The following is a 20,506-nucleotide window of genomic DNA, read 5'->3' as shown; positions in this document are numbered from 1 at the left end:
AGAATAAATTTTGTAAAAATTTCGTCTAACAAAAAGCTGTCCTTTTAAGACAGCTTTTTTAAATTTTTATGATTTTAAGAATGAATTGATATCCGAAAAATACTTTTCTCTTGCGTCAAGCCATCCGTAATGTTTTGAATGTTCTAATAAAATCAGTTTCGAATTTGGAAAAGTCTGCTTTGCCAACTCTCCAATTTCATTGCTGATAATATCTTCTTTGCCCTGAATAATTAAAACAGGATTTTTGAAATTCTTCAATTTAGATTTACAGTCAAAATTCATTTTCTGCATATCTGCCCACAACAAACCATTGATTGTTGAATTTCCCTGAGTTAATCTTTCAGCAATAATCGGGACAAATTTCTGATCGTAAACATAAGCTGGAGCCATCGCGCGTCCGCGTCCTAAACGGGCTTTATGCGAAGTGTCGCCTTTTTCTATTTTTTCGTTCCAATAATTCATAGAATCTTTTTCAATTTGAGAAAGATTAGATTCAATCAAATTTGGACCTTTTAATAAAGATAAATCGACACCTCCTGAAGAAGATAAAACCAGTTTATTGATGCTGTTCGGATAAATTGTTGCGTAATACGAACCCAACATTCCTCCAAAAGAGTGCCCGAGAATATTCCATTTTTTGATTTTAAGATGTTTTCTTAATGATTCGATATCATCGGCCATTAATTTCATTGAAATAGTCGTAGGGTCTAATTTTGAAAGTTTCGATTTTCCAGTTCCTCTTTGGTCGTAAATAATTGTTTGTTGGTTTTTGCCTAAAACTTTCGCCATATCTTCAAAACCATTACTGTTCATTCCGGGACCTCCGTTTATAATTAAAAGCGGTTCGCCTTTTCCGAATGTTTTGTAATAGGTTTTACTTCCATCATTATTCAAAGCAAAACCTTCACTTTGAGCAAAAATAGTTGTGGCAATTAATAAGAAACCAAGAAGAAAAATCTTTTTCATCAAAAAATTATTCATTCATCAACGTTTCGATCTCGTCTACTTCAATAGGAATATTGCGCATTAAGTTGAAAGGCTCTCCTTTTTCCTGAACCACAACATTGTCTTCTAAACGGATTCCGAATTTTTCTGCTGGAATGTAAATTCCTGGCTCAACTGTGAAAACCATATTAGCTTTCATTGGTTCGTGAAGCAATCCGTAATCATGCGTGTCAAGTCCTAAATGGTGAGAAGTTCCGTGCATGAAATATTTTTTGTAAGCAGGCCATTCTGGATTTTCGTTCTGAACATCGGCTTTATCTATTAAACCTAAACCAAGTAATTCAGAAGTCATAATTTTACCTACTTCAACATGATATTGTTTCCAAAGCGTTCCTGGTGTAAGCATTTTTGTAGCTTCGTTTTTCACTCTCAAAACGGCGTTGTAAACCGCTTTCTGACGATCAGAAAAACGTCCAGAAACTGGAATTGTTCTAGTCATGTCGCTTGAGTAATTAGCATATTCTGCTGCAACGTCAAGCAAAATCAAATCACCTTCTTTACATTGCTGGTTGTTTTCGATATAGTGTAAAACATTTGCATTGTTTCCAGAAGCAATAATTGGTGTATAAGCAAAACCTTTAGAACGGTTACGGATGAATTCGTGAGCCAATTCAGCTTCAATTTCATATTCCGTAACATTTGGTTTTACAAATGATAATAATCTGCGGAAACCTTTCTCTGTAATATCACAAGCATGCTGAATCAAATCGATTTCTTCGCTTTCTTTTACAGAACGAAGTCTTTGTAGAATTGGGTTGCTTTTTGCAACATTGTGTGCTGGATAACGCTCTTTCCACCATTTTACAAAACGCGCTTCACGAGTTTCTGTTTCTACAGTCGCACGATAATGTTCGTTGGTGTTGATGTACATTGTATCGGCATACGTCATCATTTCGTTCAAAACTTTATGAAAATCTTGCAACCAATAAACCGTTCTAATTCCAGAAACCTGAAAAGCACGTTCTTTAGTTAGTTTTTCACCTTCCCAAACTGCAATATGCTCATTGGTTTCTCTTAAAAAAAGAATTTCTCTTTGGTGCTCATAAGGCGCATCTGGAAACAAAAGCAAAACACTTTCTTCCTGATCTACACCGCTCAGGTAAAAAATATCTCTATGCTGTGCGAACGGCAAAGTACTGTCGGCACTAACTGGATAAATGTCATTTGAGTTGAATACTGCAACAGAGTTAGGTTTCATTTCAGCCATGAACTTTCTGCGGTTTTTTACAAAAAGAGCGCTGTTTATTTGATGATATTTCATAATTATTTCGTTTTTGAACTTCGAATTTCAAAATTAATGATTTTTGATTTAGTGGCGTATAGCAGATTTATTAAAGTTTTCTTATTTGTTTTGGTTTTGCCACGAAGGCGCTAAGGCACAAAGTTTTTGTACAATCTTGTCATTCCGAGGAACGAGGAATCTCCGCAAGTAACTCCACAAAGATTGATAAGCGCAAAGTTTTTGTCATCTCGACGGAGGAGAGATCACACTAGAAACTCGACAAAGATTGATGGTTTTGTCCCACGCAGATTTGGCAGATTCCAGAGATTTTTAATCTTAGCATCTCAATATGGGCGTGCCCCTCCGGGTCGGGCTTTCGGCTATATCTTTTATTCCGCTCCGCTTCATAAAAGGATACCGCCTCTATCCCTCACGCGAATCTCGTTTTGGCAAGTTTATTATTTGTATAGGTTTTGAGTTTCAATTGTGAGAATTCGTATATTGGTACTGCGAAACAAAATAAATCATTCTCAAAATTCCATTTTAATAATATTTAAATAATTATGTCAATGACTCAACTTGCTTTTTTTAAAAAAGTAGATATGCCAACAAAATCAAAAATTGAAGAAAGTATTCGTGAATTAGGTTACGATTTTAAAATCTTAAATAAATTTGAAATATTATATGGTCAAGACAGTCTTAATTGTTCTATAAATGGATTTGAGACTTTTTTTGAAATGTATTTTGAAGAACCTTCTGAAATAATTAATGATTTAGAGTGGATTAAAACAGATATAATAGATGAAGATGTCGCTGTGTCATTTATTTGGGGAGCTGACTATGCGGCTGGAGCCAGTATTGGACTTATCTCTGTTGCATTGATCGATAACTGTAATGCTCAAGTTTATTATTTAGATGATGAAATAAAATATTCTAAAGAAATGCTTCTTTCTGATACTCCTGAATTTTTGAATGAATTAGAAAAAGAAAAAAGAAGAAGTCATCAAAAAAATGCAAAACCTTCTCAAGAAATTAAACAAGCAGTAAAAAAGAAAAGTTTTATAGAAAGAATCAAGACGCTTTTTAATTAAAAATTTCTATAGCTTAATGTGCTATAATTATCGAAGAATAAATTAATGAATCCAAAGATCAAAATAAGAAAAACCCAAGTAGAAGATCTAAACTTCGTCTACAAAGCAATCTGTGAACTCGAAAATGAAATTTTAGATTTTGAAGTTTTCGAAACGATATTCAACGAAAACATTTCAAACCCAAAAAATCTATATCTAATTGCCGAAAACGAAACTGAGGGTTTAGGTTTTATTAGCTTTCATACTCAAAATTTGCTGCATCATTGTGGATTGGTTGGTGAAATTCAGGAGTTTTTTATTTATCAAAAATATCGTGGTCAAGGCGTTGGAAGAGCATTAATAAATGAGATTTTAGATTTTGCTGAGCAGAATGATTTAAAAAGTATCGAAGTAACGACAAATAAAAAGCGAGTTGAGAATGTAGCGATTTATGAGAATTTGGGTTTTACTTTGAGTCATAATAAGTTTACGATTTATCAATAAAGATGTTTTTTAACCGCAAAGCCCGCTAAGTCTTACGCAAAGTTCGCAAAGTTTTGTGTTCAAAGCTTTGCGAACTTTACAATTATTCAATGTAACTTAAGATTGAAATTTTTTTGCGGACTTTGCGGTTAAATTTTAAAGATGCCTAAAAACTTATTTTAAAACTAATGATAATTCAAAAAGCGAACATAACCGACAACGAAATCCTAACTGCAATAACCAAAAAATCAAAAGCATATTGGGGATATTCTGCAGAACAAATTCAGAAATGGGATAAAAATCTAACCATTTCTCAAGATTATATTAGAGATCAAAATGTTTTTAAATTGGTAGACAATGATTTTATTGTAGGTTATTATTCTTATGTTTTCAAAAATGAAAAAGTAATCGAACTCGATAATTTGTTTATCTTACCGGAGTATATTGGAAAAGGATTTGGAAAACATTTAGTTCTCGATTTCTTAAACCGAATAAAAGAAGAGAAAACAGAAAGAATAATTCTCGATTCAGAACCCAACGCCGAGGAATTTTATTCTAAAATGGGATTTGTAAAAATTGGTGAATTTGAAACTTCCATAAAAAATCGGTTTATGCCTATTATGGAAATGAAACTTTAAAATCTAACTGAATTAAAATTATGACTACAAAACAAAGCTGTCTAATCGGATTAGTGTTTTTTCTAATCAGTTACTTATTCTTTTCTAAATTATTGCCAAGTTTAAGCGAATCTGTAGATTTTGCGCATTGGTTTAATTTAATTGGAGCTTGTTTTTTATTGTCTTTTAATGAGGTATTTCCAAAAACTAAGACAAATAAAGTTGCTTCTGTTTTGACCACTTTGGGGATAATTGCACATATCGGTCTTTGCACAATTGATTTTATAATGTCAAGCTACGGAAATAATGAAATCGAAAAAGCTGAATTAAGTCAGCATATTAGTAATTCGCCTTTGATTTTTTATCCATTTGTAGCCGTTGGACCGTCTTTGCTTTTTCTAGGTCTGGCTTTGCATGCATTCACTTTTATAAAAACGGAAACCTTAAAGTCTTTAATGGTAATTGTTGGTTCGGTTGCTGTGGGAGTTTCCTTTTTTGCTTTAAAAAATGGAGTTTTGATGGTTTTAAGCTGTGCGCTTTTTGTTTTAGGATTGGGTTTGTTGCTTTATGTGCCACGACCTTTGTCAAAGTTTTAAACCCAATCTTGTCATTCTGAGGAACGAAGAATCACACTAGAGATTCCGTATGCAAAATCGCCAATCTTTGTCGAGTTTCTAGTGTGATTGCTTCGCCAGTTCGCTATCGCTCGTGTCTTCGTTCCTCAGAATGACAAATTAGTTGAATATAAAAGCAAAATCGGAGCAAATTCTCTTCGGTTTTTTTTATCCGAAATTCGTATTTTCGTTCCAGAAACTAAAACTTAAAGATTGAAAAAATATCTAAAATACCTAATAGCACTCTTTCTGACTTTTGTCGTGATTGCAGGCGATGGTGCTTTATATTCTCAATCTAAATCGGCAGAATATTATCAGTCTTCGTTTGTAGTTTTAAGAAAAGAATTAGAGCTTAAAAGTTCTCGTTTATATAAATTCGGGCAAGTTGTTTCCTGGAATGAAATAAGATTTTCAGTTGTTTTGAATTTTCTCAAAACCGAAACTGTTTTTACTTTTCAAGTTAAAAAGCTTCTGAAACTGCAAAATTTGCTTCATCAAAATCTAACTTCATTTATAAATCAATCTGTTTTTATAAATGAAATAATCACTTCAAAACATTTCGATAAAAGTTTATACACTGCTTAAGAAAATTTATTTCTGAGCATAGATGATTCAATAATGTCTAATTATTTATCATTTTCAAAATGTATAAACAAAATAATAATTCTCGTTTGGAGCAATCTAAGCGACCACTTCTTCATTGGATAAAAAGAAAATTCATAATTATAATAACCGCTTTTATGCTAGGCATGGCAAACGGAATGCATACCGAAGATACTAGAATTAAAGGAAATCAAAATTATACTGAACAGCATAAGAAGGATTGATTACCTTTTATTTAACCGCAAAGGGCGCAAAGGTTTTTTTGAGATATCTAAATAAACGCAAAGTTCGCAAAGCTTTGTGTTCATAAAAAGGTTTGTGAACCTTGCGTAATCCTTTGTGGACTTTGCGGTTAAATTTCAAAAAACATAAAAAAAACCGAAACATCAAGCTTCGGTTTTTTTATTGGAGTTTGGGGTTTTAAAAATTGGATTTTAAAAATTTAATCCACCCATTTATAATATCTCGCCCCGATCAAAACAGGAATTTCTTTTTCGATTCTGTCTAAAACCCATTCGTTTTTCGGAGTTCTTACGCTTTGTTTTTGTTCTTTTTTATGAAGACTTTCGTAAGTGTTGAAATCAATTTCTACGCTTTCAGCTAAATTTTCAAAAAGTTTCACGTTTTCTAAAGCCGATTTCCATTCTGGCTGAATCGTTCCTTCAAAAACTTTCGATTTTGATCCGCTTCCGTAAGCTAAGAAACCGAATTTAGTTCCAGCTACTTCTTTATTAGTGTCATAAAAATGAGCTAGAGTAGATAACAATCCCATGAAAATAGAACCTGTATAAAGGTTTCCAATTAATGAAGAGGCCAATTCTGCAGGCTGTAATTTCTCAGTTACAAAACTTCTGTAATCTTCAGATTTTGCCACTTCTTTAATTTTTGTCTGATAATCTGCAGGAGCAATATCATCAGCAATAATTTTTTCGGCACTATCTAGAGCGTAGATTTCAGATAACATTCTTCTTCCTTGAAAAGAATATGGCAAGTGCATTACGATACTATGCCAAGTGTTATATAAAGTTTCGGTAGTATTTTTTAGTTTTTTGAATGAAAAGTAAGCATTTCGAGTACGATCCATGTAACATTGATTCGAATATTGTCCATCAAAAACTGGCTGGTCTTTATGAATTTCGATTTCAGCTTCTAAATTGTCAAACCACGAATCGTTGTTTGTGTTTTTGGTAATTTCTTCTTTAGAAATAGTTCTGTATGGCTTAAAGAAATCGAAAACACCTTTTGTGCTCGTTGCCCAATTGTCATCAAAAGCAATAATTCTAGGATTTGAAGCAATTAACATGGCAACTGCTCCGGCTCCTTGCGTATATTCTCCGCCAGAGTTTAAATCATATTTTGCAAAATCAGAAGTAACTACAATTGCTTTTTTCGTCGGATTCAGTTTTACGAAATCTAGGCAGTTTTGCATCGCATCAACTCCGCCAATACAAGCAAAAGTAAAATCAACAACATCACATTCTGCCAAAGAATCTTCTCCAAATTTCTGCTCCATTAAACTAATTAAATAAGAAGCAATTGGTTTTGAACTGTCAATACCGCTTTCGGTACCAACATAAATTCGGCTTATTTCGTTTAGGTTTATTTTATTGTCTGTGATAAGTTTTGTTAAAGCATTTGCTCCAAAAACTACAGCGTCTTGGTGGACGTCTGGAAAGGTCATTTTTAGTAATCCAAGACCTTTTTCTAATTTTTCTGGTTCAATATTTCTGGCAATTGCCAAAGTTTTTATGGGTAAATGTATGTTTGCTACATCAAACGAAATAGCATCAATTCCTGTTTTCATTCTTATTTTTTTGAGCCGCTAAAGGTAAAACTATGTTACGGAATGACAATTTTTTACTTAGACAAAATTTCTGCCGAAGAGCACTTTTGAAGAAAATAAATCAAATGTTTGAATAAAATAACAATATGATAAATTTTTGGTAATCTACTTAGAATTGAATTTCCTTGCTATCACTTAAAAAGCAGTATTTTGAAATTTCTCATAGTGAATTATTTTTTAGCAGCTTCGTTTTTGTACGTAAAAATACGTAGAAAATAGCTATTTTAAAATCATTATAAATAACAGCGAAATGGTTGTAGTTCTTTTGTAATTGAATTATTTTTGTGTAATTTTTTAAAACAAACTACTTAACACTTATGGCACAATCTGCACTATTGAATGCTTCCATCTTAAAGAAAGTAGCTATGGCTCTTTCGGGAATATTCTTAATCACGTTTTTAGCGCTGCATGTTTCCTTAAATTTTATTTCTATTATTAGTGAAGACGTTTTTAACGAAGCTTCTCACTTTATGGGATACAATCCGCTGATTCAGTACGTAATGCAGCCAGTTTTGGCATTCGGAGTAATTTTCCATTTCGTAATGGGATTTGTACTTACGGCTCAAAACAGCGCAGCACGACCAATCGCATACGCTAAATACAATGGAGCTGCAAACGCTTCTTGGAGTTCTAGAAATATGATTATTTCTGGATTGGTTATTTTAGCTTTCTTAGGATTGCACTTTTATGATTTCTGGTTTCCTGAAGTTACCTACAAGTATATTGCGGGTACAGCGCCAGATGCTACAAGGTATTATGGTGAGTTGGTTCACAAATTTCACGACCCAATCCGTACGGCATTGTACTGTGTGTCTTTCATCCTTTTAGGATTCCACTTATGGCACGGGTTTGCATCTTCTCTTCAATCTGTAGGGATGCACAACAAATACTCTAGATTTTTATCAAAAGTAGGTTACTGGTTTGCAGTTGTAGTTCCAGCGCTTTTCGTAATTATCGCTTTATTTCATCATTTCAATAATTAATATCAATTATAATGGCATTAGATTCAAAAATTCCAAATGGTCCTATAGCGGACAAATGGACAAATTATAAAGATCATATTAATTTAGTAAACCCTGCTAACAAACGTAATTTAGATATTATTGTAGTTGGTACAGGTTTAGCTGGAGGTTCGGCTGCGGCTACTTTGGCTGAGTTAGGATATAACGTAAAAGCATTCTGCTTCCAAGATTCTCCACGTCGTGCGCACTCTATCGCTGCACAAGGAGGTATCAACGCAGCAAAAAACTATAAAGGTGACGGTGACTCTATCTACAGATTGTTTTACGATACTGTAAAAGGTGGTGATTACCGTGCTCGTGAGGCAAACGTTTATCGTTTGGCTGAAGTTTCAGGTAATATTATTGACCAATGTGTGGCTCAAGGGGTGCCATTGGCTCGTGAATACGGCGGACTTTTAGACAACCGTTCTTTTGGAGGAACTTTGGTTTCTCGTACATTTTACGCACAAGGACAAACTGGACAGCAATTATTGTTAGGAGCTTATTCTGCAATGAACCGTCAGATTGGTCGTGGAAAAATCAAAATGTACAACCGTCACGAAATGCTTGACATTGTAATCGTGAACGGAAAAGCGAGAGGTATTATCGCTCGTGACTTAATTACAGGAAAAATAGAAAGACATTCTGCTCATGCGGTAGTAGTTGGTTCTGGAGGATACGGAAACGTGTTTTTCCTTTCAACAAATGCTATGGGAAGTAACGCAACAGCAGCTTGGAAAATTCATAAAAAAGGAGCATTTTTTGCAAATCCTTGCTACACACAAATTCACCCAACATGTATTCCGGTTTCAGGAGATCACCAGTCAAAATTGACTTTGATGTCTGAGTCTTTACGTAATGATGGTCGTATTTGGGTACCTAAAAAATTAGAAGACGCTCAGGCAATCCGTGAAGGAAAGAAAAAAGCAACTGATTTATCTGAAGACGAAAGAGATTATTTCTTAGAAAGAAGATATCCTGCGTTTGGTAACTTAGTGCCTCGTGACGTTGCGTCTCGTGCGGCTAAAGAAAGATGTGATGCTGGTTTTGGAGTTAACAAAACGGGTGAAGCAGTTTACTTAGATTTCGCAGCAGCAATTAAACGTTACGGAACTGAAGATGCTTATGTAAAAGGTTTGGATGATAAAGATGCTGCTTTAGTAACTAAATTAGGAGCTGCAATCGTGAAAAGTAAATACGGAAACTTATTCCAAATGTATTACAAAATCGTCGACGAAGATCCTTATACTACACCAATGATGATTTATCCAGCGGTTCACTACACAATGGGTGGAACTTGGGTTGATTATAACTTAATGACGACAATTCCTGGATGTTTCTCAATTGGAGAATCTAACTTCTCTGACCACGGTGCAAACAGACTTGGAGCTTCTGCTTTGATGCAAGGTTTAGCTGATGGATATTTCGTATTGCCATACACTATCGGAGATTATTTAGCTCCAGATATTAAAATGGGAGAAATTTCTACAGACTTACCAGAATTCGTTGAAGCTGAGAAAGCGGTTGTAGATCAAATCAATAAATTCATCAATAACAACGGTAAACATTCTGTAGATTATTTCCATAAAAAACTTGGAAAAATCATGTGGAATAAAGTAGGTATGGCTCGTAATGCTAAAGGTTTAACTGAAGCTATCGAAGAAATTGCTGCTTTACGTGAAGAGTTTTATAAAGATGTAAAAGTTCCAGGAGGTGCTTACGAATTTAATCAAGAATTAGAAAAAGCAACTCGTGTTGCCGATTTCTTAGAATTAGGAGAATTGTTCGCGAAAGATGCTTTACACCGTAACGAATCTTGTGGAGGTCACTTCCGTGAGGAATACCAAACAGAAGAAGGAGAAGCACTTCGTGACGACGAAAACTTTGCATACGTTGCAGCTTGGGAATACAAAGGAAAACCAAGTGATGCAGTATTACACAAAGAACCTCTTAATTACGAAAACATTAAATTAGTTCAAAGAAGTTATAAATAAGAATTTGGTCGAAAGCCAAAGTCTTAAAGTCAAAAGGCAAAAGTGCCAAGCGACTTTCGACTTTCGACTTTATGACTTTCAAACGAAAAAGGTATGAAACTTACATTAAAAATATGGCGTCAAAAAAACGCTCAAGATAAAGGAGGGATTGTAGAATATCCTATCGATGGAATCGAACCAGACATGTCTTTCCTTGAAATGTTAGACGTTCTTAACGAAGGTTTAATCAATAAAGGAGAAGAGCCTGTAGCATTTGACCACGATTGTCGTGAGGGAATCTGCGGAATGTGTTCTTTATTCATCAATGGAGAAGCACACGGACCAGATAGAGGAGTTACAACTTGTCAGTTGCACATGCGTATGTTTAAAGATGGTGATACAATTTTTATCGAGCCATTTAGAGCAAAAGCTTTCCCGGTAATTAAAGATTTAGTTGTTGACAGAAGTTCTTTTGACAGAATTCAACATGCGGGAGGATTTATCTCTGTAAACACTTCAGGAAATACGATCGACGCGAATACTATTCCAGTTCCAAAAGACGATGCAGATAAATCATTTGATGCGGCTGCTTGTATTGGTTGTGGAGCTTGTGTTGCAACTTGTAAAAACTCTTCAGCAATGTTATTCGTTGCTGCAAAAGTTTCTCAATATGCATTATTGCCACAAGGTAAAGTTGAAGCAACAGATCGTGTTTTACACATGGTTCACCAAATGGATTTAGAAGGTTTCGGTAACTGTACCAATACAGGAGCTTGTGAAATTGAATGTCCAAAAGGAATTTCGCTTGAAAATATCGCACGTATGAACCGTGAGTATTTAGCAGCAAGCTTAAAAGGATAATACACAATTTAGTATATTTTAGAAAAACGCTTCCGTTACGATGGAAGCGTTTTTTGTTTTTATATTTTATCAGCAATTAGATTTATTTCCATAAAGATGCCAAATTATTGTATAAAAGGGCTTAAAATGTCTGGTTTTTGTTTTTTGGAGTAAAGTGTTTCTGTTGAGTTTTAAATTGATGTAATGTGCTAATTTGATTTTTTGTTTAGATGAATTGTTTAATGAAATGTTTATTTTTGTAAGAAGAAAAAAATAATTGGCATGAGCACTGAAAATGAAGTTTTAAATTACAGTAAAGAAGAACGTAAAAATCATATTCTAAAAGAGATCAACTTGCATACACGTGTGAGTTTTGAAACTCTTTCGGCAAAACTTGGTGTTTCTGAGGATACCGTTCGACGTGATATAAACGAACTTGACGCCGAAGCGCTTATCATCAAAGTGAAAGGTGGTGCAATGACCAAAGGTTATCATTATTCTTCTTTGAATCAGACTTATGCCGTAGAAGCGAAGCAAGTTATTGCACAAAAGGCAGTCGATCTTCTTCATGATGGTATGGTTTTAATTGTTGATGGAGGAACCACCATTCGTGAATTTATCCGTTTAATTCCAAACGATCTTAATCTGACTGTTTTTACTATTACCGCTCTAACGGCTGTCCAGCTTTTGGATAAACCAAATATTAAAACCATTATGATTGGCGGAAGTATTTCTTCTTACAGCCAAATGTGTGTGAGCGGAGAAGCTTTTCAGCAATTAGCGAGCATAAAAGCAGATCTTTTGGTTTTAGGAACAAATGCTCTTGATGTTGAGGGTGGTTATTCAGATTCTGACTGGGAAACAGTTCAGGTAAAAAAAGCGATGATTAATGCTTCTAGGAAAACAGCGGTTTTGACCATTACTGAAAAATTGAATACGGTTCTTAAAATGAAAATTGCGAATTTATCTGAGGTAAATTATGTAATCACAGAAGTAGAGCCGAATCACGAAAAACTGCAGGCTTATAAAAGCGCTGTTCCAAGTCTTATTGTGGTATAATTTCAAAGTGTTTTTGACTTTCATACAATTTAAAAAATGAAAATAGCTTTAATCCAAACCGATCTTTTTTGGCAGAATGCCAGTAAAAACAGAGAAAACTTCGATTCAAAAATCAATGAGATTGATTCGGAAGTAGATTTGATTGTACTTCCAGAAATGTTTTCAACCGGATTTACAATGAATGCTTCTGAAGTTGCTGAAACTATGCAGGGTGAAACAATTGGTTGGATGAAGTTTAAAGCAAAACAAAAAAATACCGCAATTACGGGAAGTGTAGTCATTGCAGAAAATGGGAAGTATTATAATCGAATGGTTTTTGTTTTTCCGTCTGGCGAAATTAAATATTACGATAAACGTCATTCATTCTCTCTGGCAGGCGAAGATAAAGTATATACGCGCGGAAATCAAAAAGTGATTATAGATTATCTAGATTGGAAAATTTGCCTTCAGATTTGTTACGATTTGAGATTTCCTGTTTTTGTGCGAAATTCAGAAAATTACGATCTAATTTTGTATGTGGCCAATTGGCCAAAAGTACGCACCAATGCCTGGGATGCTTTACTAAAAGCTCGAGCAATAGAAAATCTTTCTTATGTAATTGGAGTAAACAGAATAGGGAAGGATGCACACAATTTTGAACATATTGGTCATTCGCAAGCATTAGATTTTTTAGGCAATTATATTTTAGAGCCACAAGAAAAAAATGGTGTCTTTGTCGTAGAATTAGACAAAAACACCATGTATGAGACGCGTAAAAAATTAGACTTTTTAAGCGATAGAGATCTGTTTGAAATCAAACTTTAGAAAGGACTAAGGTTTATTGATGACTATAATTTCTTTATGTGGATTTTTAGTTCGAATGAATATTTTTTTATAATTCCAGTCTGAACCATTTCTGTCAGCATGAATTTCTAATTTTCCATTTTTTATATCACCATTAACTCTGATGGATAAATCAACAGATTTGTTGTTGTTGGAGTAAGAAGAATTGCCTTCTAAAATTGCTAACTTGTCAACGGGGGAGATTTTTCCAATAGTTTGTATGACTTCTGGGTTTTTATTAGCATGATCTATTGCCTTTTGGTATAAAGAATTTTCTTTAAATGCTGTTATAGTGTCAGATAAGCCATTTTTGGAGTTTGAATTTAATGCAACAATTACAATGAATATTGCTGAAAGAACTCCTAAGAGTAGCCAAATCCAATTTTTACTAAACCAATTTTTTCAATAATTAACTCCTCCCTATCCATAAACTTTAAAAAGCTTTGCGTTTCTTTTCTGCTTCTTTTCTCTTTTTATCGTCTTGTTTTTTCTCGACTTCTGGATTAAACGGAATGCTTAGGTCAATGGTTTCGTTTCGATCCCAATTGGCACGGACATCAAACTCTTCCTGATTATAAAACACCTCTTCGGCATATCTCTTTTCTAGGAAATTTCCAGTGTCGTACATTTTATTTTTATTGTCATCATAAATAATGCGGACAGTAAAAACGTCAGGTTGCAATAAATTGAATTCGAGAGTAGTTGCGCCTTCAGAATATCCTTCGGCTAAAACAACATCTCCTTTTTTATTGGTCAATTCGACAATGATAGGAAAACGTTTTACATTTTTCAGATTCAATATAATATTTCCGTAATCGGCATATTCTTTAGTGCTGAGTTTGTATGATAAAGTATCGTTTGTTTTTTCGTAGAAATCGGTCAAAGCGCCTGGTAAGAAAGTAAAATTATATTTATCTAAAGGTTCTTTTTTGAAATCAAAATACAATTTCTGATCAAATTCGTCGTATTCTGTAGTGTAAGGAACAGCAACAGAATCTTTGTTAACCAATCTGATTTTAGATTTATCGAATTTTACTAAAGGAGTTTCACTTTCCAATGTAAAACGGTCTCTAAAATTAAGCTGGCTATTTTGTGCAGCTTTAATATTTAAAGTGTCTTTTTTCAAGGCTTTAATTTTGAAAGAAAACTTTTTATTGTAGCTTCCTTTTTCAACTTCCATTGATAACGAATCGGCCTTAACAGGTTTGTACCAAACTTGAAGCGAATCTTTTTTAGGAAATTGCGTGACGATAGTTTCTAAAACTTCGCTGCCGTTTTTTAGTGTAATTTTTGGTTTTGAATTTTTGAAATTCTGTTTCCCTTCATACGGAAGATACAAACGGTTTCCAGAAGCCTGAATTGGTTTGAAGGTTTTTAGCGGAAGCGTTTCTTTAAACAATTCTAACTCGTAAACAGTATCTGTTGGAATTGTGATATAGCTTTTTAAAAAACCGATTTTATCATCTTTCGGATTAAATTTATTGTTTGATCCTTTGTCTTTTAAAGCAACCAAAAGATATTTTCCTTCTTTTAAATTTTCAAACTGAAAAGTTCGCATACTATCCAAAGTGTTGGTGATATATCGCGGAAACTCTTTGTAAATGGTAGAATCTTTAAATTTATCATTTACTTCGTACAGCATTACAGAAACAAAATTGTCAACATATTTTCCGTAAGAATCTTTAATTTTTCCGCTCAATTTAAGCGAATCTATATAAGCTCCTGTAGAAAACACGTATTTAAATTGATTTAAAGCATTTCCTTCGTTATTATCCTGAATCGCTTGTCCGAAATTTAAACTGTAAGTAGTGTTTGGCTGTAAAGTATCTCGAATTTCGATCTTTATAAATTTATTAACACTTTGAGGCGTGATTAATGGTTCGTTTTTAAACGGAGGAGAAATGATTAATTGTTTATTGGTGTTTTTCAGTTTGATATATTCATCAAAATTCAGAGTAATTGTGTTTCCTTTAAAATTTGTACTGTAATTTTCAGGAAAACTCGAAATTAAAACAGGAGCAAGAGTGTCTTTTAAACCGCCGGTAATACTGCCTCTTTTGGCACAGCTTATCATTGATATTAAAATTATAAATGCAATATATTTAAGAGTGTTTTTCAACATAACGGTTTTTCAGTTTGATTGCACAAAATAACGATTATATTTGCTTTAATTGAAATTTTTTATCCATTTATTAGGATTTGGAGTTTTTGCGAATCTTTTAAAATTTTGGTGTTTCAAACATTTTAAAATGATATAATTTCTTACTTTTGAACTAAAATGTAATTTTCCTAAGTTTTGTTCAAGCGATTTTTTCCAGTTTTGTTTCTTTTTTTAATGCTATCATGCAGTAAAAACGAAAAACCGATTATCTCCTTTTATTACTGGAAAACAATATTGAAATTTTCTGAAACGGAAAAAGAAGCATTGAAAGAAAACAATGTTCAAAAACTCTATGTAAGATATTTTGACATTGGACTTCATCCAGAATCTAATTTTCCAATTCCGATAAGCCCAATTCGATTTGAGGAAAATCTAAAGGGATATACTATTGTTCCCGTTGTTTTCATTCAGAACAAAGTCATGTTGCAACCTAATCTTGATGTAAATGATCTGGCTCAAAAAACGTTTGGTTTTATAGAACAAATCAATTCTAAAAATAAAATTGTAAGCCAAGAAATTCAAATTGATTGCGATTGGACATTAAAAAGCAAAGAGAATTATTTGAAATTTATAGAAGTTTTTAAAAAACTTTCGAAAAAGAAACTTTCAGCAACAATCCGTTTGCACCAGGTGAAATACTTCAAAAAAACAAAAATCCCAAATGTAGATTCTGGAGTTCTGATGTATTACAATATGGGATCGATTGCTCCAGATTCGCTAAATTCTATTTACGATCAGAAAGTAGCAGAGCGATATCTTAAAAGTTTAAAGAAGTATCCGCTGCATCTCGATTTTGCATTTCCAATTTATTCTTGGGGAGTTCACATCAGGGAGAATAAAGTGATTGGACTCCGTTCTAAAATGAGCAGTGCATCATTAGAAAAAGATTCCAACTTTGAAAAAACAAGTCCGATTTTTTTCAGGGTAAAACATTCCAATTATAAAAATGGTGTTTTTTATGAAGAAAATGATCTTTTGAAAATAGAGGAAATAAAACCCGAAGATTTAAAAGAAATGGCAGAAGATTTGCAAGGTCATCTTGTCGAAAAGCCAAACGAAATTATATTTTACGATTTAGACGAATTCAATTTAAACAATTATGAAAAGAATATTTTTAAGCAGATTATTTCTTGCTTCTAGTGCCGTTTTGCTTTCTGCATTCGGAATTGCATACGCTTGCGCAGACGGAGATTGGGATTCTTTTGGTTCTTATAACTCAAATTTTACACCAGAAACTTTTGCTGACAAATCGTACTCGCCTTTGTTTTTATCTGGTGGGATTTTTTACGGAATTGGTTTTGATACCCAGCATAATTCTCGTTTCAATAAAAACATAAAATCAGATTGGGCAGATTATCTTAAAGGAAAAGCAGATACAACAACTGTCAATTATTTTTTGATTGGTGATGAAAAGCCGAGATATTATTCTGATGAAAAAGATGCTATCAAAAACAAAGAAGAAATTGAAGGTTTGCATGTTTATTATAAAACAAAAAAGGAAAATAAAAGCTCTCAGAAATGGAGCAAAAAGCTGAATTTGAAAGATGAGAAAGTAAAAAACTTTGTCGAATTTTTGTATTTGGCTCAAAAGATAGAAACGGTTTCAATTGGAGACGATTATTGGAGTTATGATCCTGTTGTGGCAAAAACTTTCAATGATGCCAAAATGATTCAATCTATCGAAAATGTGTACAATACTTTGTCGGATCCATTTTTGAAAAACAGATATTGGTTCTTGACGATGAAAGCGCGTTTTTATAGTAATGACAAACAAAAAGCGATTGACTTTTTTAATAAAACCGAAAGTTCTGTTGCAAAGAATACTTTGTATTATCGTGCTTTGGCGTATGTTGCTGGAATTAATTATAAACAGAAAAAGTACGCGACTTCTAATTATTTATATGCTCAAGTTTTTGATAAATGTCCAGAATTAAGAGTGGTTACAGCTTATAGTTTCAAACCAAAAAATGAGTCAGATTGGACTAAAGCTTTGGCAATGGCAAAAAACAACAAAGAAAAAGCAGCGCTTTGGGCAATTCATGGATATTACAAAGATGAAAAACAAGCAATTGAAAAAATCTATGAATTGGATCCAAAAAGTGAGCATTTAAATTATTTAGGAACAAGATTGGTTAATTCGCTGGAAGAAAAAATAAACAACTCATTTCAGGTGAGCAGCGGAGATTATAGCAAGCCGCCTACGCCACAGACTGTTGCAGAAAACAAAACGGAGAACAAAGCAAAAATTGACAATAGCGCAGTCGATTTAATTGCGAAAATTTCTGCTGCAGGAAATACCGAAAAGCCATATTTATGGGATATTGCAACGGGATATCTTCAAACACTAAAAGGTGATTATGCCAATGCAGAAAAGAATTATAACAAAGCAGAAAAGACACTTCCGAAAACAGAATTGGCAGGAATGCAGCTTCGTTTATTGCGTTTTGTAAATAACTTAAGCAAGATCGATAAGCTGACAGATAAAAACGAGAAAACTATTCTGGCTGATTTGGATTGGCTGTATTATGAACTTCCTAAAAATTATAAAGGAAGCGAATTTCGTTATCAAAATGCTTCTTCATGGAGCAGAAGCTATTTGTCGCATCTGTATAAAGAAAAAGGAGATCAGGTTATGGCCGAGATTTATGGCGAATCACGCTATAGTTATTGGAACGACGGAAATGCTTATTATGACAATGAAAAGAATTTGCTGGCATTAAAAAGCTTTTTGGAAAAATCTAATAAATCTGAAATCGAAAAAATTGGTGCGGGAATTTATAGTTTAAAACTGAAAGATATTAATAATTTTCAGGCGGTTCAGGCGACATTTAAAAATAAAATTCCAGAAGCGATTGAATTTATGAAACAAACCGATTCTGTTCAGTATGTTAAATTCTTAGGAAATCCGTTTAATGGAAATATTAAAGATTGTCACGACTGTGAGCATGCGGCGTACCAGAAAAGAAAATATACTTATATGGATTTCTTAACTACAATAAAAGAAATGCAAGATAAACTGGCTCAGAAAGAAGATGTTTACACGAACAGTCTTTTGTTAGGAAATGCGTTTTATAATATTTCTCATTTTGGAAACGGAAGAACTTTTTATGAAATAAGTATTGTGGGTTATGGTTCAAGTCCTTATTCATTTAGAGATTCGATGAAAGAAATGATTACCAACAATTCGGTTTCTAAAATGTATTATCAGAAAGCTTTTGAAGCGGCTTCAAACAAAGAGCAAAAAGCAAAATGTTTGTATTTGATTTCGAAATGCGAAAGAAATGATTATTACAATAAAAAGTACAACGCCTTAAAGAGCTATTGGGAAATTCAAGATGATAAAGTTAATTTTATTGCCTGGAACGCATTCAAAGCTTTAAGAAAAGACTATTCTGATACCAAATATTATCAGGATGTAATTGCAGAGTGTGGTTATTTTAGAACATATACAAATCAATAATTGAAGTAATGGTAAACAAAATAGAACATATCGGGATTGCGGTAAAAAACATGGATGATGCCAATGTTTTGTTCGAAAAAATGCTTGGCGTTCCGTCTTATAAAATGGAAGCCGTAGAAAGCGAAGGTGTTTTGACTTCTTTCTTTCAAACAGGAAATAATAAAATCGAACTTTTGGTGGCAACAAATCCTGAAAGTCCGATTGCTAAGTTCTTAGAGAAAAAAGGAGAAGGAATTCATCACATTGCTTTTGATGTTGATGATATCGAAGCCGAAATTGTACGTTTAAAAAATGAAGGTTTTGTCTTGATTAATGAGATTCCGAAGAAAGGTGCTGATAATAAATTGGTCGTTTTTCTGCATCCAAAGAACACAAATGGTGTTTTGGTGGAGCTTTGCCAAGAAATTAAATAAAAAAATGTCATTTTAATTTTTGAATAAGACGTTGAAAATCAATTTCGTTTTTGAGATTCAAAAAAAGATTTAAAATAAAATACAAATGATGTCTTAAAATATTTGGAGTGAATGAAAAATAGTAGTAATATTGCATCCTCTAAACCGGTCCTATAGCTCAGCTGGTTAGAGCACCTGACTCATAATCAGGTGGTCCCTGGTTCGAGCCCAGGTGGGACCACAGAGAATACTTAAAAAGCCTTATAAACATTATGTTTGTTAGGCTTTTTTGCTTCTACGGACAAGTGAAGGGACGAAAAAATTAATAATTATAGATTTGTTTTTTTTGTACGGATTTTATTCTTAATATTAGCATTTATTTTAAAAACTGATTGTTAATATGGGAGAATGGTCTAAGTCCGTAGGAGAAAAAGGAGAAAAAATAGTTGATTACTTTTTTAGAGATATTTTAGGGTATGGCAATGTATTGCATGGAGAAACTATTACTTGCAATAAGCCTGTTAAACACAAAGATAAAAATGCTCAAGGAAATAAAACAACACATGGAATAGATGCATTTGTTAGTATGGTCAGTCCTATGGAAGATCAAACCCTTGATGTAGGTGTTATTTCATCTAAGTTTACCTCAAAACCTTATCCTAACTCCCCTAAAGCAACTTTTAAAGAGCATTTTATTGATTTAGCTCATACACTTGAATGTTTTAAAAACTCGAAATTATCGGCAGATACAAATTTTGGTTTTTCGAATGTAAATAAAACAGAGGTCGTAGGTATACTAGTTTGGGCATCTAACAAAAGCGATGAAGGTAAAAATATAATATCTGAGGTTTCAAATATTCAGATAGATAATAATTTATTATTTGATAAAATAATTGTTTTAGATAACAATAGATTAAGCTTTTTTGTTGACACAATTCAAAATGCTAAAAAAGAATTTGGAAAAGAAAATTTAAAGTTTGTTTATCACAATACCGGATTAAATAATATTAATCTACAATCACAAAGCTTTGGCGACTTTTTACCTCTACAATATCTTTTTTCAGATATAATACCTGTTCGTATTGAGAAAGATGGGAAAGTTGAGCTTTTGATTTTTTCAAAAGATGAGTTTTCAAGTAGCAATTTTACTAAACTATTAGATTTTGCAAAAGGGTTTGATCATTTGGGATCTATATCAGCTACAGTAATGTCGTTTCCCGATTTTAATGATTTAGAACATTCGCCTATTGTGAAAAAGGAGTTAGCAAGATTTGGAAATTATATTCATGAGAAAAATTTGTTTTTGAAAAAGCATACTGAGGATTTTAGAAATTATTAATT

General features: G+C 33.2%; 19 protein-coding genes and 1 tRNA gene. 15 read left to right on the top strand and 5 right to left on the bottom strand.

The features are described 5' to 3' along the window. Nucleotides 1-66: 66 nt before the first annotated feature. Both DM397_RS10495 and DM397_RS10490 read right to left on the bottom strand, forming a co-directional pair. Nucleotides 67-966 (bottom strand): alpha/beta fold hydrolase, encoded by a 900-nt coding sequence (locus tag DM397_RS10495; RefSeq protein ID WP_239457838.1) that lies wholly within the window; start codon nt 964-966, stop codon nt 67-69. Between the two features lie 7 nt (nt 967-973). Further along, nucleotides 974-2,266, bottom strand: coding sequence for an aminopeptidase P family protein (locus tag DM397_RS10490; protein ID WP_111377487.1), 1,293 nt, complete (start codon nt 2,264-2,266; stop codon nt 974-976). 530 nt (nt 2,267-2,796) lie between these two features. On the opposite strand from DM397_RS10490, the gene DM397_RS10485 reads away from it, so the two are divergent. The 5 genes from DM397_RS10485 (at nt 2,797) to DM397_RS10465 (ending at nt 5,596) form a co-directional block, all read left to right on the top strand. After that, nucleotides 2,797-3,318, top strand: coding sequence for a hypothetical protein (locus tag DM397_RS10485; RefSeq protein WP_111377486.1), 522 nt, complete (start codon nt 2,797-2,799; stop codon nt 3,316-3,318). Between the two features lie 45 nt (nt 3,319-3,363). After that, nucleotides 3,364-3,801, top strand: a complete 438-nt coding sequence (locus DM397_RS10480; RefSeq protein ID WP_111377485.1) for a GNAT family N-acetyltransferase — start codon at nt 3,364-3,366, stop codon at nt 3,799-3,801. Between the two features lie 167 nt (nt 3,802-3,968). Beyond that, a complete protein-coding gene (locus tag DM397_RS10475) occupies nt 3,969-4,418 on the top strand; it encodes a GNAT family N-acetyltransferase (RefSeq protein WP_111377484.1) in 450 nt (149 codons plus the stop codon). 20 nt (nt 4,419-4,438) lie between these two features. After that, complete coding sequence (locus tag DM397_RS10470; protein ID WP_111377483.1) at nt 4,439-4,993, top strand: hypothetical protein; 555 nt, start codon at nt 4,439-4,441, stop codon at nt 4,991-4,993. Nucleotides 4,994-5,224: 231 nt separating this feature from the next. After that, nucleotides 5,225-5,596, top strand: a complete 372-nt coding sequence (locus DM397_RS10465; RefSeq protein WP_142479088.1) for a hypothetical protein — start codon at nt 5,225-5,227, stop codon at nt 5,594-5,596. Between the two features lie 460 nt (nt 5,597-6,056). Here DM397_RS10465 and DM397_RS10455 read toward each other — a convergent pair whose 3' ends face one another. Next, complete coding sequence (locus DM397_RS10455) at nt 6,057-7,418, bottom strand: hydroxymethylglutaryl-CoA synthase family protein (RefSeq protein ID WP_111377480.1); 1,362 nt, start codon at nt 7,416-7,418, stop codon at nt 6,057-6,059. Nucleotides 7,419-7,774: 356 nt separating this feature from the next. On the opposite strand from DM397_RS10455, the gene DM397_RS10450 reads away from it, so the two are divergent. The 5 genes from DM397_RS10450 (at nt 7,775) to DM397_RS10430 (ending at nt 13,134) form a co-directional block, all read left to right on the top strand. Then, nucleotides 7,775-8,440, top strand: coding sequence for a succinate dehydrogenase cytochrome b subunit (locus tag DM397_RS10450; RefSeq protein WP_111377479.1), 666 nt, complete (start codon nt 7,775-7,777; stop codon nt 8,438-8,440). Between the two features lie 11 nt (nt 8,441-8,451). Next, on the top strand, nt 8,452-10,452 hold the full coding sequence (locus DM397_RS10445; protein ID WP_111377478.1) for a fumarate reductase/succinate dehydrogenase flavoprotein subunit: 2,001 nt from the start codon (nt 8,452-8,454) through the stop codon (nt 10,450-10,452). 93 nt (nt 10,453-10,545) lie between these two features. Beyond that, a complete protein-coding gene (locus DM397_RS10440; RefSeq protein WP_111365707.1) occupies nt 10,546-11,292 on the top strand; it encodes a succinate dehydrogenase/fumarate reductase iron-sulfur subunit in 747 nt (248 codons plus the stop codon). Between the two features lie 261 nt (nt 11,293-11,553). Then, a complete protein-coding gene (locus DM397_RS10435; protein ID WP_111377477.1) occupies nt 11,554-12,330 on the top strand; it encodes a DeoR/GlpR family DNA-binding transcription regulator in 777 nt (258 codons plus the stop codon). A 36-nt stretch (nt 12,331-12,366) separates the two neighbouring features. Further along, nucleotides 12,367-13,134, top strand: a complete 768-nt coding sequence (locus DM397_RS10430) for a nitrilase family protein (protein WP_111377476.1) — start codon at nt 12,367-12,369, stop codon at nt 13,132-13,134. A 6-nt stretch (nt 13,135-13,140) separates the two neighbouring features. Here DM397_RS10430 and DM397_RS24215 read toward each other — a convergent pair whose 3' ends face one another. Both DM397_RS24215 and DM397_RS10420 read right to left on the bottom strand, forming a co-directional pair. Beyond that, nucleotides 13,141-13,443, bottom strand: coding sequence for a cytochrome c oxidase assembly factor Coa1 family protein (locus tag DM397_RS24215; protein WP_394364556.1), 303 nt, complete (start codon nt 13,441-13,443; stop codon nt 13,141-13,143). Between the two features lie 142 nt (nt 13,444-13,585). Continuing rightward, a complete protein-coding gene (locus tag DM397_RS10420) occupies nt 13,586-15,274 on the bottom strand; it encodes an Ig-like domain-containing protein (RefSeq protein ID WP_111377475.1) in 1,689 nt (562 codons plus the stop codon). Nucleotides 15,275-15,547: 273 nt separating this feature from the next. On the opposite strand from DM397_RS10420, the gene DM397_RS10415 reads away from it, so the two are divergent. From DM397_RS10415 to gapS4a, 5 genes are all read left to right on the top strand, one after another. After that, nucleotides 15,548-16,453: a hypothetical protein gene (locus DM397_RS10415; RefSeq protein ID WP_239457837.1), complete on the top strand. Its 906-nt coding sequence runs from the start codon at nt 15,548-15,550 to the stop codon at nt 16,451-16,453. Beyond that, nucleotides 16,413-18,773 carry a hypothetical protein gene (locus tag DM397_RS10410; RefSeq protein ID WP_111377474.1) on the top strand — a complete coding sequence of 787 codons (2,361 nt, stop codon included), beginning with the start codon at nt 16,413-16,415 and terminating at the stop codon, nt 18,771-18,773. The genes DM397_RS10415 and DM397_RS10410 overlap by 41 nt, the downstream gene beginning before the upstream one ends. Nucleotides 18,774-18,781: 8 nt before the next feature. Further along, complete coding sequence (gene mce / locus DM397_RS10405) at nt 18,782-19,186, top strand: methylmalonyl-CoA epimerase (RefSeq protein ID WP_111377473.1); 405 nt, start codon at nt 18,782-18,784, stop codon at nt 19,184-19,186. 146 nt (nt 19,187-19,332) lie between these two features. Beyond that, a tRNA-Ile gene (locus tag DM397_RS10400) sits at nt 19,333-19,406 on the top strand. Between the two features lie 159 nt (nt 19,407-19,565). Then, a complete protein-coding gene (gapS4a, locus tag DM397_RS10395; protein ID WP_111377472.1) occupies nt 19,566-20,504 on the top strand; it encodes a GapS4a family protein in 939 nt (312 codons plus the stop codon). Nucleotides 20,505-20,506 lie beyond the last annotated feature (2 nt).

This window comes from Flavobacterium nitrogenifigens (assembly GCF_003254565.1).
Lineage (GTDB): Bacteria > Bacteroidota > Bacteroidia > Flavobacteriales > Flavobacteriaceae > Flavobacterium > Flavobacterium nitrogenifigens.
Note: the sequence above shows the minus strand (reverse complement) of the source record. Positions and strands in the feature narration are given on the sequence as shown.

What these genes read in the sequence shown, in the direction of transcription:
- DM397_RS10470 (WP_111377483.1), top strand. Translation starts at nt 4,439, where the DNA reads ATGACTACAAAACAAAGCTGTCTAATCGGATTAGTGTTTTTTCTAATC.
- DM397_RS10445 (WP_111377478.1), top strand. Translation starts at nt 8,452, where the DNA reads ATGGCATTAGATTCAAAAATTCCAAATGGTCCTATAGCGGACAAATGG.
- DM397_RS10435 (WP_111377477.1), top strand. Translation starts at nt 11,554, where the DNA reads ATGAGCACTGAAAATGAAGTTTTAAATTACAGTAAAGAAGAACGTAAA.
- DM397_RS10420 (WP_111377475.1), bottom strand. Translation starts at nt 15,274, where the DNA reads ATGTTGAAAAACACTCTTAAATATATTGCATTTATAATTTTAATATCA.
- DM397_RS10495 (WP_239457838.1), bottom strand. Translation starts at nt 966, where the DNA reads ATGAAAAAGATTTTTCTTCTTGGTTTCTTATTAATTGCCACAACTATT.
- DM397_RS10430 (WP_111377476.1), top strand. Translation starts at nt 12,367, where the DNA reads ATGAAAATAGCTTTAATCCAAACCGATCTTTTTTGGCAGAATGCCAGT.
- mce (WP_111377473.1), top strand. Translation starts at nt 18,782, where the DNA reads ATGGTAAACAAAATAGAACATATCGGGATTGCGGTAAAAAACATGGAT.
- DM397_RS10450 (WP_111377479.1), top strand. Translation starts at nt 7,775, where the DNA reads ATGGCACAATCTGCACTATTGAATGCTTCCATCTTAAAGAAAGTAGCT.
- DM397_RS10480 (WP_111377485.1), top strand. Translation starts at nt 3,364, where the DNA reads ATGAATCCAAAGATCAAAATAAGAAAAACCCAAGTAGAAGATCTAAAC.
- DM397_RS10455 (WP_111377480.1), bottom strand. Translation starts at nt 7,418, where the DNA reads ATGAAAACAGGAATTGATGCTATTTCGTTTGATGTAGCAAACATACAT.
- DM397_RS10485 (WP_111377486.1), top strand. Translation starts at nt 2,797, where the DNA reads ATGACTCAACTTGCTTTTTTTAAAAAAGTAGATATGCCAACAAAATCA.
- DM397_RS10440 (WP_111365707.1), top strand. Translation starts at nt 10,546, where the DNA reads ATGAAACTTACATTAAAAATATGGCGTCAAAAAAACGCTCAAGATAAA.
- DM397_RS10475 (WP_111377484.1), top strand. Translation starts at nt 3,969, where the DNA reads ATGATAATTCAAAAAGCGAACATAACCGACAACGAAATCCTAACTGCA.
- gapS4a (WP_111377472.1), top strand. Translation starts at nt 19,566, where the DNA reads ATGGGAGAATGGTCTAAGTCCGTAGGAGAAAAAGGAGAAAAAATAGTT.
- DM397_RS10410 (WP_111377474.1), top strand. Translation starts at nt 16,413, where the DNA reads ATGAAAAGAATATTTTTAAGCAGATTATTTCTTGCTTCTAGTGCCGTT.
- DM397_RS10490 (WP_111377487.1), bottom strand. Translation starts at nt 2,266, where the DNA reads ATGAAATATCATCAAATAAACAGCGCTCTTTTTGTAAAAAACCGCAGA.